This window comes from Pedobacter sp. ok626 (genome assembly GCF_900100435.1).
Taxonomy (GTDB): domain Bacteria; phylum Bacteroidota; class Bacteroidia; order Sphingobacteriales; family Sphingobacteriaceae; genus Pedobacter.
Genome location: NZ_FNEX01000011.1, coordinates 17,483 through 33,772, shown reverse-complemented (window position 1 = coordinate 33,772; position 16,290 = coordinate 17,483). Strand labels below are relative to the sequence as shown.

Genomic DNA, 16,290 nt, shown 5'->3' with positions numbered 1-16,290 from the left:
TGTTATACCTAATCTTATCTTAATAAGGTAATACTACCTCCTATTGGATTACAATCGGCTCTTAAATCTATTTTATAATAATAAGCGCCTGCTGGAAGGTCAACACCTCTGAATCGGCCGTCAAATGGCTTATTATACGGGCCTGTTGATTCATATACCAATTGACCACTACGGGTATAAACTTTAATATTGATATCCTTATGATCAGGTAATCCGCTAATCATCCAGTAGTCGTTCATGCCATCACCATTAGGCGTCATGGTATTCTTAATCTCAAGATTGTCGTTAGTTACTTCTATATGTAACGGAACAAAATCGCTAGCACAGGTTCCGTTCTTTCTGCGGATCACATATTCTCCTGTTTTCGCCACTTTAAAAATGAATATTCCATTCTTAGCTTCCATAATTGGAATAACATCATCTTCAGAATGAAACAACTGGTAGGTACCTTCCTCTGGTGAAGTTATTGGAATCATTATTTCAGTTGCATAACATACACGTCGCTTCTGATCAAATACTGGTGTTTGCAATGGAATAGTTGGGGCTTCGATGGTAAAAACTCTACTGATCTGGGGATCACAAGAAGCTTGGTCCCTTACTTCAAGATGGTATTCTCCGGCGAAGGCTTTAGTCAAATCTCTATCCGTACTCACGATATCACCGTTAGCATTTTTCCATTGATATAAATATACAGCATCTGCGCCCGAACCACTTAAAGGTAATCCTTCTGAAATTCGCACACCGGTTATTGTTCCTCGCCCAAGGCCGCACACGTCATCTGTTGCCACACCACTCATCTTATCAACAATAATTAACGGAATTCGATCAATCTCGTAAGGTCCTAAAGGATCAGAAGTACAGCCATTGGGATCAATTATATGTAAAGTATACTCGCCTTTCGGTAGATTTTCGATCTTTTCAGCCGTTCCCGGAAAAACTTCACCTGCGGCATTCTTCCACTGATATTTACCTGTCTGCGGCTTTATATTATTGGGATAGTTCAATGTAATTGATCCATTGTCCAAATCACATTTCGCTTTGTTTATTGAAACTATCTGAGCAGGATACTGGGTTATTTGAGTTACGCCTATGGTATAGTTAACAGGAACCGCTGTACATCCGGTAAAATCGTTACTTGCATTTAAAATGTATGTCCCAGCAGCTAAACCACCATTTACACCAGTAGTTATATTGAACGGTATGCCCGGGCTACATCTTCCAGTACTCACCAACACACCATTAGAAGTGGTTAACCTATAGGTATCTCCCTGAGTGATTGAAATATTATTTATCGCCCCGTTATTATTACCACAAGTCGTGTTCTGTGTAGTACCACCATTTATAATAACAGAGTTGGTGATAGGAATCGTAATACCCGGATAGCTAATTCGAACAGCAGGACAAGGCCCCTGATCCTTCACTTCCAACATATAAATTCCTCCAGGCATTCCTGTAAGATCAAGGTCGTCACTAACCTTAGCACCTTGAACATAGGAACCGGTTAAAGGATCCCGATCCATTACATACCATTTGTAGGTTATTGTACCAATAGCATCTGTTATAGTAATATTTTTAATTACCCCATTTGAAGCACCGCAAGCTGCTGGCCCAACCAAACGTGCTCCCATATTAATAATGGGTTGCGAGAGTCTATCAATTTTCTTTACGATTGACTCTACAGGACACCCAGCCTGATCAGTTACCCTTAACTTATATGTCCCTTCGGGTAGAGTCACGTTTTTCCCAATCGAGGCGACCTGATTTGTAATCATATTAATCCACTCGTATTTTATTACCCCTTCCCCTCTGTCAACACTGGCCGAAAATGGAAAAGTAAGCTGTCCACAGCCTGGCGTAGGCCAATTCACAACAAGGTTTACCAATCTTTGATCTTTTATAAGAAATTGTCTTGCAACAGATTTACACCCGTCATCAACGACCACTTCATATTGCCCAACCGGTAAATCACCGATTTCCTGTATAGTTCCTGCGGGTATCAATTCCGTCCGCGTCCCATTTTCTTCGATCCTATTCCATGTAAAAAAAAAGCCTTCTCTGGGTTCAGGGATTTTTATAGACCCATTCCCATTACAAGTTACCGAGGTGACAATAGCTTCTCCCTCTAGCAAAGCCGCAGTCGAAAACTGCGATGTGGTTCCATTTAGTATAGGCGTTGCAGTTGCCGTAACATTCCCTGTGAGAAGGCCATCATAATACCAACGACCAGTAGCATCGGTCTGAACGGTTACAAAGTAGTCCTTTCCTTCACAAAGACCATTACAATACTGTGTATAAAAAAGCTCTACTTCCGTATTAGGTGTAGCTCTACCTTCTAAGTGACCGGGCCTTTTAATGAGGATTTGCACATAAGCTTGTGTATAGTTTAAAGCTGGGCCTATGCCAAATATTTTATTACAATAAAAACTGTTCCTCATTATTTTTACCTGCCTCGAAGAAGTCAGCTCTACCCCATAATTGTTATAAGCAATAATATTTCCTAGATCGGATGTTACCGTACCACCTATGGTTCCTGTTGCCGTGCCTTCAAGTCTCACACCAACACCATTCCCTAAGTCTTCCGTTTTCCCAATCCCTGTCCCAATATAATTGCTGGTAAGGACAAAATCAGAATTCGTTATATACACTCCAGTTGTGCGGTTACCAGAAATGAAGTTCTTACGTAGATAAAGGTCTGCATTAATGGCGTTAACCTTTACACCATGAATCTCCAACGAGGACGATGAAAGAAATAATTGCAGATCATGAAAATCCTTTGTCCCATTATAATTTACCCCTATTTTATTGTTAACAATAACCACACTAATACGTGTACCTGAATTATTTACCCTGTTAATGTTAACGTTGGTCTGATTAGCAGCAATCACGTTACCCTCTCCCGCATTATCACCACCAATAGCGATCGATGTTTCATATAGGCTCGAGGAAATACCTGTTATATTTGGTATCGCTGTTATGCCATCATACAATACTCCGATTAAATTAGATTGAATGTTAATATTTGCCAAAGTAGGAGCAGGATAGTAATTGGTGTTGTTAATTAAGATACCATGGATAGTCCCCCCAATAACATTACCTTTTCCTGGAGCTCCGATTTTTATGTTACTGGCCCTATAATCGATTACAATTCCTGATCCTTGATTTGTATTCACATTTTGAAGACTGGTAAACTTGGCAAAGTTTCGGAGAAACAAGCCATAGATTTGTACATTTACCACTTGCGTATATACCGCATTATAGGTTCCAATTGTTAGACCATGAAAAGTAGAATTGGCAAACTCGGGTTCTATAATAATTTTAGCACCAGAAACACCTAACGCGTCCCATACCGGTTGAGAAGTTCCGTCAATTGTAACATTTGAAGGTATAGATGGTAAAGCCGAACGCAATCGAATCGTCCTGTTGTTTTCTGTTGCCGGACCAGGCAGATTAAACTTAATGGTATAACCCGTTGTGCCCGCTGGAACATTAGTCAATGCTTCTCTTAATGTCCCTATCCCCGCATCTGCGGTACTGGTTACTTCAACAGTTTGAGAAAATCCAGTTAAGAAACCGAAAAGCAGAAATACCAGAATGGCACATTTAGAGTAGCGCATAATTAAAATCAAAAAGCCAATTTACAATTTAATGTAATTATAGCATAAATATTTTTAACAATTAGCCGAAAATAAGCCGTATAGCAGAAACCCCATATAAACTTTGAAGCAAAATCTATACGGGGTTTCAATTAGAGAATTTGTATTTATTTTTTGGTAACCTTAAATTCTGTTCTACGGTTGAGGGCTCTCCCTTCAGGATTGTCCTTCCCATTAGGAAACTCATTCGGTGCAATAGGCCTGGTTTTACCATAGCCACGACTGGTCATCCTCGTTTGGGAAATACCCTTTTCTACTAAATAATCAACACAAGATTTTGCTCTTCGTTCCGACAAATCCAGGTTGTACGCCTCCGAGCCTTTGCTATCTGTATGGGCACTCAACTCAATTTCAATCGTAGGATTATCAACCATGATTCCATACAAGTAATCCATTTTCACTTTCGAATCCTCCGTCAAAGTTGCTTGATTAAATTCGTACAAAACGTTTTTCAGTACAATTGGCTTATCAATTTCAAAGGGCGTCAAACACAGCTCCGGACTAAACAAAGTATCCTTTTGGGCCATCTGCGCATAGCTAAAGTTCAGCGTTTTACTAAAGTATTTATCCTTTTCAGCAGTCAACTTAAACTGGCGGTTGCTATTTACTCTAAAAGTATACTTACCCATCTCGTCTGTAGTAAATTTAAATTGCTGCACCGAATCAGCCAGCGTAACTACCGCATCCTTTAAAGGCTTCGAATTACTACAATCAAACAAAGCTCCCTGAATAATAAGGAATTTTTTCTTAATAATAAAAATTTCCAGGCAGCAACTCGATTCACGATCGGAACTGATATACCCTTCCGAATCATCATTTCTAAGTGGTGTGAAATAAAGATCATCTTTTGAAGAGTTAAAAGGAAATCCCAGATTACGAGGCTCAGACCAATCACTAAAATCGCCATCACTTTCAAAAAAATCTAGCCCTCCCATGCCAACTCTTCCATTAGTGCTAAACAACAGTCTTTTTGTCGAAGCATTATAGTACGGGGCTTCATCATCTTCGGCGGTATTGATGGTGCTACCCATATTTACCGCTGTACCTAATGCCCCATCAATAAGAATCTGTGCATACCATAAATCAAACTTACCCGATCCGCCAGGTCTATCTGACGAAAAGATCAAATACTTTCCATCTGTTGTTACAAAAGGCTGCATGGAATTAAATCCCCTAACATTGATCTGGCTACCCAATTCAATCGGGTCCGACCACTCCTTTGCAGCACCAGGAGTAGCATTTAACTGATATATTTTTTTATTGCCTTGCGTGGTCCAACTAGTCACATAAGCAACTTTCCCATTGGGATGAAAGGTTGGTGCAGCAGACTCTTTATCTTTCCCTGCAATAGTTGTTTTTTTAACAGTTACATCCCGATCAAAAGCATTCACCGTAGTTACATATACAGCGTTCAGATATGGGGTTTCTTTTCTAACCACCCTTGCCTCATCTCCTGTCAATACCTCCTTTTTACCTCCTATACCACCAATCGGCCTTGAAGAACTAAAATAAAGATTTGCTCCCTTTATGGTCGGGCTATAATTTGACCCTTTGGTATTCGTGTTATTCTTTAATCTGTTAAAGCTATACATCCTCGGATAGCGCAACTCATAAAGCGCAAATTGACAAGAAGCAATTTCTTGCTTAGCCTTGGCTACATAATTATCTTTAAGTGGATACTTGTCCAAAAACTCATTAAATGCAGCAATAGCTTCCTTAAATCGCTGATTGGAGCGTAAACAGTCTCCATACCAGAAACTACTTAATATATACTTAGGACTTTTAAACCCTCTAGCCGTTTCGTACCATTTCTCGGCATCCCCAAAGTTCTTGTATAACCTTAATGCTTCACCCAGCTGATAGGTACAATATTCAAATTCATCCTTTTTAGGACTCTCTTCTTTGATCTTCTCCACAAAACCGAAAGGGACTACAAAGCTAGCGCTATCGGTAGTGGGAGTTAGCGCTCTTCTATAATATACAGCCGCAGCATAATAATCTTTATTTTGAAAATAGACATCGGCTACCCTTTTATTATTGGATACAAATTGAGCTTGAGCAGCAGAGGCAAATAAACAGAGGATCAAGAGTATTTTGGTTTTCATCGGGGTTTCATTAATGTGTAATGAATTCATATTAGTTCAACTATAATCGTGGACAAAAGAAGTTAGGGCCCAGGATTCCTTTTCTGCCAGTAAATGAAACAGACAACTCCAGTCCACCCTTACTCCCAGTAACCCGGTTTAAGCTAGATGTATTAAAATCATAACTCAATCCGAACACCATGTTGTTAAGGTGCAACCCAAAAAAAGCAATAGCCGAATCATCCACCCTGTAATTTGATCCAAAAAGAAGATCAGAGTCAGCGTTAAGCATCAACTGTCCATACGCACCCATTGAAATCTCCCGTGCATTACCTTGTTTCATATACAGACCATTCGGGGTTACATCAAAAGAATCCGAGATTCTAATTCTTGCACCACCATGCCCAGCATAGCGAATAGGCATACGCGTACTATTTCCCAAAAACTTATCAATGGGTCTGGTTAAATGGCCCGCCATAACCCCAGCAAATGCATTTACGCCTTGATCAGGATTACCATCAAAAAACATCACCCCAGCATTTACATCCGGAACAAGCGTATTCGTTGAGGAGAAGGACTCACTAAGACCAAGCCCCGGGTCGTAACCCGTTACAGGATTATATTGGCTACCCAATGTAATTCTTGAAGGGTCAAAACTTTTATTCAAAATACCAGCCTGCAGGCCGAAGTTGATCATACTAAATCCTTCTCTTCCAAAATGAATTCGGTATGCGCCCGAAACTAATGCACTTAAATGATTGTAGCTGATATCTCCAGCATTTTGATTGAGCACCATTGCCCCAAATGCCAGATTTTTTTTGGGGGCCATATCAAACGATGCCCCCGCGGTTAGGAATGAATTGGAGATGGATCCCCATTGTTGTTTAGCATTTAACGAAACTCTATATTCTCCATCGATAACACCAGTTAGGGCTGGGTTTAACCATAGCGGGTGAGCGTAATATTGTGAAAAGTGAGGGTCAATTTGTGCTGATACTTTTAACGCACCCAAACTTAAAAATGCTCCTACTGCTAGTATTCTAATTAGTTTCTTCATAACAATTCTATTTTTCATTATTATCGGATACATTTTATCTCAATAGAGTTATCGTTCCTTTTTTAGTTGCTTTTGTCCCATCATTAAATTCAGCTTCGAGGTAATACACATATACACCATTTGGTTGTACATCCCCTTTGTAAGTACCATCCCATCCGTTCTGAACAGATAGTGATTCGTACAAGAACTGCCCCCATTGATTGTACACACGCAGTTTTAACTTGGCAATGGTATTCCCGTATACATACAGGATATCATTTTTACCATCGTTATTTGGCGTGAATGTATTTGGAACAAAAATGTCGTTGCCTAGAGGATTCTCGGCCTTACCACTAAAGGTGGTCGCATCGCTCAATTGGCAATCCAACTGACCTTTAGCTCTTACCCTTATCGTTACTTGTTGGTCTGGACTTAAACCAGCTATCAGATGTGAAGTTCCAGCCGGACCTGAACTTGGAGCTGTCCATGTTAAACCTGCATCTATAGAAACTTCATAAGCTGTAGCTCCCGGTACTGCAATCCATGCAAAGTTGATACTTGTTGCCGTAGCAGCCTGTACTGAGACTACCGGTGCTGCAAGTTTGGTTAACACCGTAACGGTTACCGCAGTACGTGTACTGCTTGAACAACCGCTAAGTAAATTAATACTACCCACATAGTAAGTCGTTGTTGCAGAAAGTGCTGGTACGTTAAAGCTATTTCCCTCGGCAAGTGATGTACCTCCCGTTTGAACGCTAAACCATGCATACTTAACAGCAGGATCCGGGTTGTTCACTGTCAAAACAGTTGTACTACCAGGGCACACCGGATTCCCTGCTCCTGAAACCGTTGCCGGAGGATTCGGAAGAGCACCAGCATTTACAACTACCGGTGTACGTGATGAGCTGGTACAGTTACCTGATTTAGCCTCTACATAATAAGTCGTAGTGGTAACGGTAGCTGGCGGTGTAGTGAAGTTTACACCAGAGCCTAATATATCAGTACTGGTCGCTGTAGCGTACCAATTGTAGGTAGTTCCGGCTACGGAGTTAGCTACGGATAGAGTAGCACCACTTCCAAGACAAGTGTTTACGGTACCTAAGACAACCGAAGGCGGCTGTGGTCTACCTGTTACAACTACAGTTATTTTAACCCTGCCCGTAACATTACCACAATTTGAAGCATTCGTTGCTTGTAAGTAATAATCTACATTGCCATTTAGTGGGTCAGTAGTAAATGAAGTACCCGTTTTCAATAAGGTTCCACCGGTTACCGCTGTATACCATTCGTAAGTAACTCCGGCTTGCGGGTTTTGAACGGTTAATATCACAGCATCACCAGAACAAGCTGTTGGACTTGCAGGGCCAATGATCGGTACATTTGGCACTGGATTAACAGTTACCGTTACCATTTTGGCCGAGCCTGGTAAGCTTTCACAAACACCATCACCGCTTACTGTTACATAATACCTTGTAGTTGTTGTCAGGACAGGCGTAGTTACATTTGATCCTCTAAAGGCCACGTCAGTTAAAGCGGCATCACGGTACCATGTAAATACAGCATTATTTACTGTGCCGCTGCTTACCGAAAGCACTGCGGTTTGTCCCGAACAAATGGTTTGATCAGCCGAAGTGATATCTCTTACGTCACCATTTCGAGTTACCGTTACCGTAACCACTTTTGCAGCACCCATATCATTAGCACACACACCAGTTCCACTAACCGTTACATAATAGATTGTAGTTTGGGTAAGCGCAGGTGTAGTAAAGCTAGGTCCTTCAAATGCAAGGTCAGTAAGCGAAGCATCACGATACCATTTAAATACTGGCGTAGCTACCGTGCTACTAGCGTTAAGTATTGCTGAGGTTCCTGAACAAATGGTTTTGTCGGCAAGTGTAATATCGGTTGCTATACCATTTCTATTTACCGTTACTGTTACCACCTTAGCATTTGAAGCATCATTCGCGCAAACATCAGTTCCACTTACAGTAACATAGTATTTAGTATCAACCGTTAATGCTGGCGTAGTAAATGTATTACTTCTTACAGCCAGATCAGTAAGGTCCTTATCACGATACCAGCTAAACACTGGATTACTTATTGTACTCGTAGCGGTTAATACGACTGCAGTACCAGAACAAGTAGCTTTATCTGCCGCAGTAATATCCGTTGCTACTGCATTTCGGTTTACTATAACCGTAACAATTTTGGCCGAGGCGGCATTGTTTGCACAAATACCATCACCACTTACAGTTACATAATATTTAGTAGTTGCAGTAAGTGCGTCGGTTGTAAATGTAGCTCCTACAAAAGGTGCATCCGTTAACAATGGATCTTTATACCATCTAAATACCGGGGTATTTACGGTTGTACTTGTTGCATTTAAAGTAGTTATAGAGCCCGCGCAGATGGTCTTATCTGCTGCAACAATATCAGATGCTACCGCATTTTTGTTTACTGTTACCGTAACTATTTTAGCTGATGAAGCATCATTCGAACAAGTACTTGGCCCATTTACAATCACGTAGTATCTGGTTGTTACTGTTAATGCATCAGTGATAAAGTTAGCACCTTCAAATGGAGTATCCTTCAAAGCCGGATCTTTATACCATTTAAATGTAGCACCAGGAATAGTCGGAGCAGTGGCCGTTAGTGATGCAGTGCTTCCCGAACAAATCGTTTGATCAGCAACAATAATATCAGTTGATACTGCATTCGCTTTAACAATAAGGGTAATTTTTAATCTGGCCGAACTGGTACAGCCATTTGCATTAGCAGCTTCAACGTAATAGTCATAAGAGCCAACAGCTAAATTTGCTGATGTCAGGTAGTCCTTATTATTAGTCACCAATTGGTTTCCGCCAACCGCAGCATCAAACCAGTTAAAGACTACACCACTTACTGCTTTTACGCTTAAAGTAACCGGTGTATTGATACAAGTTGTCACTGGACTAACTACATCCGCAACAGGAAGCACTGGCAATGGCAATATTGTAACCACTACTTTTACCCTTTTGCTTTCACATCCATTTCTAGCAGCGGTCACAAAGAAATCATAAGTACCCGCCAGTAATGTAGTTGGCGTTGAATAGCTATTCCCATCCGCCATAAACGTTGTTCCCTGGTACCATTTATACGTTACATTAGCTTGAGGATTTGTAACCGACAACACGGCTCCTGATCCCTGACATGCAGCTGCGCTTTGTGCCAATGCATTTGGAGCAATCATTACACGTTGTGCATAATTCACATCTATTGAACCGAAGGCTCCTAAAAGCCCTGAGTTTAATTTTACTTCAACACCATCAAAAGGTTTGGTTGGCACAAAAGTTAATAAAACCTGAGAACCACCATTCAAAAGTTGAAGATTAATCAATGGACTGGAAATCATGGTTGCATCACCATTATCAGTAGCACCATTATAAGAGGTTACCGTAAGTGACGGCAAAACAGATAGAGAAAGCAATTTACCCGGCGAAGTCAGCAATACCCTAACGGTATCACCTACGTTAGATAAACCAACAAAACCCAGGCGCTGGGAAACATATCCGCCTAGTGCACCAACCGGTATCACCAGAGAGGAAGCCGTTGCCGCATCCTGATCAATCGCCAATTCAGGGTTGTACACATCCGCAAGTAGAACTACCCCATCAGTTTTAGGAACTTGTGTACTTGCACCTTCACAAGGAACTGGTAGAACCGGACCATCATTGGCTGTAACAACAACCGATGCCCTTGTTAATGTAGTACAGCCAGAAGGAGCAGTGCCTTCAACATAGTAAGTTTTTGAGCCTGCCACCAATTGAGCATCAGCAATGTAAGTTGGGCCGGTAAACAATAAATTACCAGCTATAGGAGCATCATACCATTTAAATGTAACACCGGCAGTGCTTGATGTTGCAGTTAAAACAGCCTTAATTCCAACTTTTACAGTCACAGAAGGCGGAGTAATCAAAGGTATATCTAATGCCCCAATATTAATTGTAGCCGTTGTTGGATCGGAAGCTACATTACAATTATTTACAGCTTTTACTGAATAGCTTAAGGTTGGGGGAAGAGCTGGAACATTAGCTATCGTTAATGATACCCCATCCTTACCAGCAAGATAAGTGTTACTGCTATCATACCATTGATAAGTGATTCCAGCGATTGGATTTTTCACTGTTATAGTCACGTCATTACCAGCACAAGTATTAATAGTTGGGGCCACTAACTCTGGTGCTGCAGGTTTAGGGCTTACAGTTACGTTAATTAAAGTTTTATAGCTTTCACAGTTTGAAGCATTAGCCGCTGAAACATAATATTTTGTGCTTACTGTAAGATTAGGGATAATATAAGAATCGCCTTTATGAACCTCAGTTCCTGTTGCATCATACCATGTATAAGTAAGTCCTGCCTGAGGATTAAGCACGGATAAGGTTAATGGTTGCGTTTCACAACCTGAAACATTCGCCGAAGCTACTTCTGGTGCTTTGGTAATCCGTTGTGCATAGTCTAAATCTACTGTAGTAAGCAACGTTGCTACACCAGCATTCAAACGCAGCTCTACCTGATCAAACGGAAGAGTCGGAACAAAAGAGAGTAGCGCAGCAGTATTTCCACTTAATAATTGCAGATCTATCAGATTATTAGTCAATAATAGTGGATCGTTATTGCTTACCCCATTATTGTAAGTAGTAAGCGTGATTCCTCCTAAAAGTCCTAATGAAAGTAATTTACCTGGTGTCGACAACTGAACACGTACTGTATCACCTGTGTGTGAAAGTCCAGTAAACCCAACACGCTGATAAACTGAACCACCAAGCAGGCCTACCGGAAGTACCAATGATGATCCCGTTTTAGTGTCTAAATCAACAGCTAGTTCAGGATTAAATACTCCGGCCAATAATCCAAGCCCATCCACCCCATTCGTTTGGGTTGTAGCGGCCTCGCATGGCACCGGATTTGGCAGCCCACCGTTGTCTACGTTAATTGTAACCTGCACACGGCTAGAAGCTGCACAACCTGTAACAGTTGATACAGCTTCAAGATAATAGGTAGCTGTAACCGTTAATGGAGCGGTTACGTATGTAGGGCCGGTGTGCAAAGCTGTAATAGCAGTTGGTGAATCGTACCAGTTAAATATGATATTAGCTTCTGCTGAAGAAGCATTTAGTATAGCCGTTTGTCCAGGATTAACAGTTGTAGCCGAGGCTTGGACTTGTGGTAAGTTTGGAAGCGAATTGACAGTAACTACAGCCACAGTGCGACTTGAACTTGAGCAGCTTCCATTTGCAGCTTCCACATAGTAAGTAGTTGTAGTATTTAATACTCCAGCATTAAATACAGCTCCTTCAAATACAGGCGTTCCACCTGTTTGCAAAGTATACCATTTGTAAGTTGTTCCATCCACAGGGTTACTGATAGACAATACAGCGGCCGATCCAGCACATACCGCACTCGAATTTGCCAGTACCGGAGCATCAGGCGCAGTAGTTACAGTAACTGTAACCGGTACTCTGTCTGTATTTGCACAACCGTTTTTACTTACTTCTATATAAAAAGTAGTGTTTGCTGTTAATGGAGTAGGCGTGGTAAAGCTTGGTCCAGTAGCCAATGCAGTACCTCCAGATGCCGAAGCAAACCATTTTAATGTGGTACCACCATTTGCAGTTGCATTTAATGTAGTAACGTTGCCCGAACAAATTGTTTTTCCAGTAGCCGAAACTGTTGGGCTAGGATAAACGACTTCTGCGCCATAAATACTTAAATTACTCAGTGCAGAAACCAAAGCACCAAAGCGTATTTCAACGCGATCATAAACCCCGCCTGCTACGAATGTTGCTTTAAATCGAGTTCCTCCTATTAATTGAAGGTTGATAAGTGATTCATTTAAATTGTGTGCAGTACCAACCATGGTATTGCCATTAAATAAAGTAATCGTAATATTTCCTAGCACCGCCACATCAGCTAAACCAACCGGCGTAGCGATATCTAAACGAACACTGTCGGTGGCCGAACCTGGAGTCGCAAATATCAATCGTTGATAACCTGTTGCACCGGCACCAACAACCAGGTTAATTTTGGTAAAGGTATTCGGATCTGCATCTGTAGATGCACTTGGATCAACAACTCCGCATAAAAGGCAAATACCATCAACACCAGATTGTTGACTGGTAGCCGCATTACATTTAGCATTTACTGGTAAATCAGTTACGGTAACTTTAACCTCTACCCTAGTCAGACTCAAACAGCCCAATGTACTCTCTGTTTCCACGTAATACTTAGTTGTAGCAGCTAAAGCTGGCGTAGTATAGCTAGTTCCTGTAAAGAATGGTGCCCCGCCGGTTGGCAAAGTATACCATTTTGCAATACTACCGCCTGTTGTACTAACCAATAGTGTTGCTGTCTGCCCTTTACTGATATTCTCATTTGCAGTGATTACATTAACAGGGTCTGGCGCAGCGTTAATGCTAACATTTACAGCTGTCCGGCTGCTTACAGCAGTACCAGAAACAGCCTCTACATAATACGTTGTATTCGCATTTATAGGCCCTGTAGTATAAGTTGTACCTGTAAATACTGGCGTGTTTCCCGTTGGGCCATACCAATTATAAGTAACCCCTGTTTGTGGGCTGGATACAGATAAAGTTGCTGGTGTTCCGCTACAAGTCGTTACTCCATTTACAGTGGGGCCGCTCACATCTACAACGATGGTGTAATCTGTAGTTGTAGTCAAATTATTTTTATCCTTTGCGGTCACCGTTACGGTAAAAGTCCCCCCCGATAATGGTGTTCCTTTAATTTCTCGTGTAGCCGGGTCAAAAGTTAACCCTGGAGGCATGCCAATTGCAGTATAGGTATATGGAGATGTACCGCCGCTAACGGCAGGTAAAACCTGAGTTGGATAAACTGTACCCACCAATCCATTTGGCAAGGTAGCCGATGGAAGCGTAAGTTCACCGTTCACTTTTATGGTGTAAGTTTGATTGGCAATAGTCCCATCTGCATCCGTAACCTTCACATTGGCATTGTAAGAACCCGAAGTTGTTGGCGTTCCAGTAACCTGAAGTGTTGTCGGATTAAATGTTAATCCTGGAGGAAAGTTAGTACCTATATAGGTATACCCCTCTGCTCCACCTGTAGCACCAGTCAGTGTTTGAGTGGCATAAACAGCACCCACTGTTCCATCTGGCAATGTTTTAGCAGGCAGCACCAATGGATCTTTAACCAATATACTATAGTTAGTTATCGTTGTTTTTCCTTCTGAGTCGGCAACCGTAACAGAAAACGGGTAGGTTCCGGATTGAGTTGGTGTGCCTTTTATTTGGCGTGTAAGCGGATCAAAAGTCAATCCCGGAGGCAATACTCCATTTGGCACGTTATAAGTATAAACCCCGCTTCCACCAGTAGCCGACGGAATTGTTTGCGTTGGATAAACTACATTTACTGTACCATTAGAAAGCGGTACAGTAGCCAATACCAACGGATCTCTGACTACCAGGGTATATTTTTGTGTAAGGGTATTTCCGTTTGCATCGGTAACCGTTACAGGAATCTCATAAGTGCCTTTTTGAGTAGGCGTACCTGTAATTGTCCTTGTTAACGGATCAAAATCTAATCCCGGAGGCAGAGAGCCCTGGGGCGCTGCATAAGTATAGGGGCCTGTTCCTCCTATGGCTTCTGGAATTACTTCTGGAGGATAAAGCGCTCCAACTGTTCCATTAGGCAATGCTTTTGTTGGAATAGACAAGGCAGCGTTTATCGTTAAGCTGAAAGCAGTAGTTGCCGGACAGCCTTTACTATCTGTCGCGGTAATGGAGAAAGGGAAAACACCGGAAACTGTTGGTGTACCTGCTATGGTTCCATTGGCAGCCAATGTTATACCAGCCGGCAGAGGCGTACTACCAGATGCTAAAGCATAAGTAAAGCCTGGCGTCCCACCAGTAGCAGCAGTAATTTGTTTAAAGTAAGGAGCGGTCAACGATCCATTACTTAATACGGTAGTCGAAAAAACTACCACGGGATTTACTGTCACTACAACTGGTACCCTTACAGATTCTTCTGTACAATTAAGGGTCCTTGCAGCAACATAATAAGTTTTACTCGCGGTTAATGCAGGTGTAGGGAAAGCGCCATTGTAGGCCGTAGTAGCCAGCAAATTTCCATCCACCTGTGCATCGTACCAGCGCAAATCATTTGTCGCCAATGTTGTTGCCGTTAGATTAGCGGATGTTCCATAACATACTGTGACGGCACTAGATGCCGGCGCTACAAATGTTGGCCGTGCCGCCGAACGTGTGATAGAATATAAATTAAATGTTTGTGTTAGGCCAACCGCTACAAAAGAAGAAAAAGTCACTTTCACTCTGTCAAAAGCAACTCCCGGTGCGAACGGAATCGGAACAGGAACTCCTGTCTTTAGCAAGCCTAACAGATCCAAATTCAGCAAATTATTTAAGTTCGTCTCGTAAACTGATGTTGATCCATTATAAGCTGTAACCTTAATATTATTTGCAAGGCCTACATCTAATAAAGCCTTATCGGCCTGTATTTTCAAATTAAATTCATCTGTTGACTTAGATAATGTTTCAAAATAAATTGTCTGACTGATCTCTGATCCTACTCCTACAACACCCAGACTTAATTGTGAAAAATTAGTTTTATCAGCATCAATAGCCCTTTCCATATTCGTTACTCCGGCCTGCCCCAACTTCAATAGATCTAATGATATCCCCTTTCCTTCATAGGACGTAGCAAAACCCTGTGCACAAGGATCAACACCTTCGCCATGAAAAGCATAATAAACATCTGTATAACTACTTGCTCCAAGACCTAAAATAGCATCGGTAAAGTCTTTGACATAAACACGATCATATTCGCTTTGAGGCGTAATAGCGATATAATAATAACCATTTGCATCTTTAACAATCTTAACATTATCAGTAGAGAACGGCACAGCACTGGTTGCGGAGATTACATTGTTACCACTACCTGCCCCCATCCTGGCTCCAGTCTCAAAATATTTGTTACCAAGTACAACCGTTCCAACCACATCAGCTAATAAATTCCCCAAACTCCCCCCCAACAGCGTATTTAACAAATCCGGCTCGTTCAAATTTATTCTGATGTACGAGGTTTTGCCAGCGGGAACTTTGGTTGGAAATATCAATTCTAATTCACCTTGATAAGCAAAAAGGCCAGCAGCAAGTCCTGCGTTGGAATTTACTCTTGCGAAAGTAGTTTCGCTGCTGGTCTTCGCATTATTTGGGTTATCAACATGACTGGTATTGTTCACCGCATTAGCATAAATCCTGGTCTGGCTATACGATTTTGTAGCTGCGAGCGTTATACTAAAAATACTAATGAGGAAAAGATACTTTTTGAATAAGCTAAATAAGGTAGAGGTCCTTTTCATAGGAGAGTGATTGAGATGAATTATGTTTAAGATTCACAATTTTAGAAATACATTCGTTTTTAGCCTCTATTCGTCTTGTTCATTTAAGTCACAGCAAAAGTGACCTGCCGTTCATTTTGT

General features: G+C 41.5%; 4 protein-coding genes. All 4 read right to left on the bottom strand.

Features of this window, described 5'->3' with window-relative positions; genetic code table 11:
• Positions 1-14: 14 nt before the first annotated feature.
• On the bottom strand, positions 15-3,614 hold the full coding sequence (locus BLS35_RS15655; protein WP_090782710.1) for a gliding motility-associated C-terminal domain-containing protein: 3,600 nt from the start codon (positions 3,612-3,614) through the stop codon (positions 15-17).
• A 146-nt stretch (positions 3,615-3,760) separates the two neighbouring features.
• Positions 3,761-5,758: an OmpA family protein gene (locus BLS35_RS15650; protein WP_254778920.1), complete on the bottom strand. Its 1,998-nt coding sequence runs from the start codon at positions 5,756-5,758 to the stop codon at positions 3,761-3,763.
• 40 nt (positions 5,759-5,798) lie between these two features.
• Positions 5,799-6,794 (bottom strand): PorP/SprF family type IX secretion system membrane protein, encoded by a 996-nt coding sequence (locus BLS35_RS15645; protein ID WP_254778919.1) that lies wholly within the window; start codon positions 6,792-6,794, stop codon positions 5,799-5,801.
• A gap of 34 nt (positions 6,795-6,828) precedes the next feature.
• On the bottom strand, positions 6,829-16,170 hold the full coding sequence (locus tag BLS35_RS15640) for an Ig-like domain-containing protein (protein WP_090782701.1): 9,342 nt from the start codon (positions 16,168-16,170) through the stop codon (positions 6,829-6,831).
• Between the last annotated feature and the right edge of the window lie 120 nt (positions 16,171-16,290).

Bases quoted from the DNA above. Each gene is read 5' to 3' on its own strand.
- BLS35_RS15655 (WP_090782710.1), bottom strand. From the start codon at position 3,614: ATGCGCTACTCTAAATGTGCCATTCTGGTATTTCTGCTTTTCGGTTTC.
- BLS35_RS15650 (WP_254778920.1), bottom strand. From the start codon at position 5,758: ATGAAAACCAAAATACTCTTGATCCTCTGTTTATTTGCCTCTGCTGCT.
- BLS35_RS15645 (WP_254778919.1), bottom strand. From the start codon at position 6,794: ATGAAGAAACTAATTAGAATACTAGCAGTAGGAGCATTTTTAAGTTTG.
- BLS35_RS15640 (WP_090782701.1), bottom strand. From the start codon at position 16,170: ATGAAAAGGACCTCTACCTTATTTAGCTTATTCAAAAAGTATCTTTTC.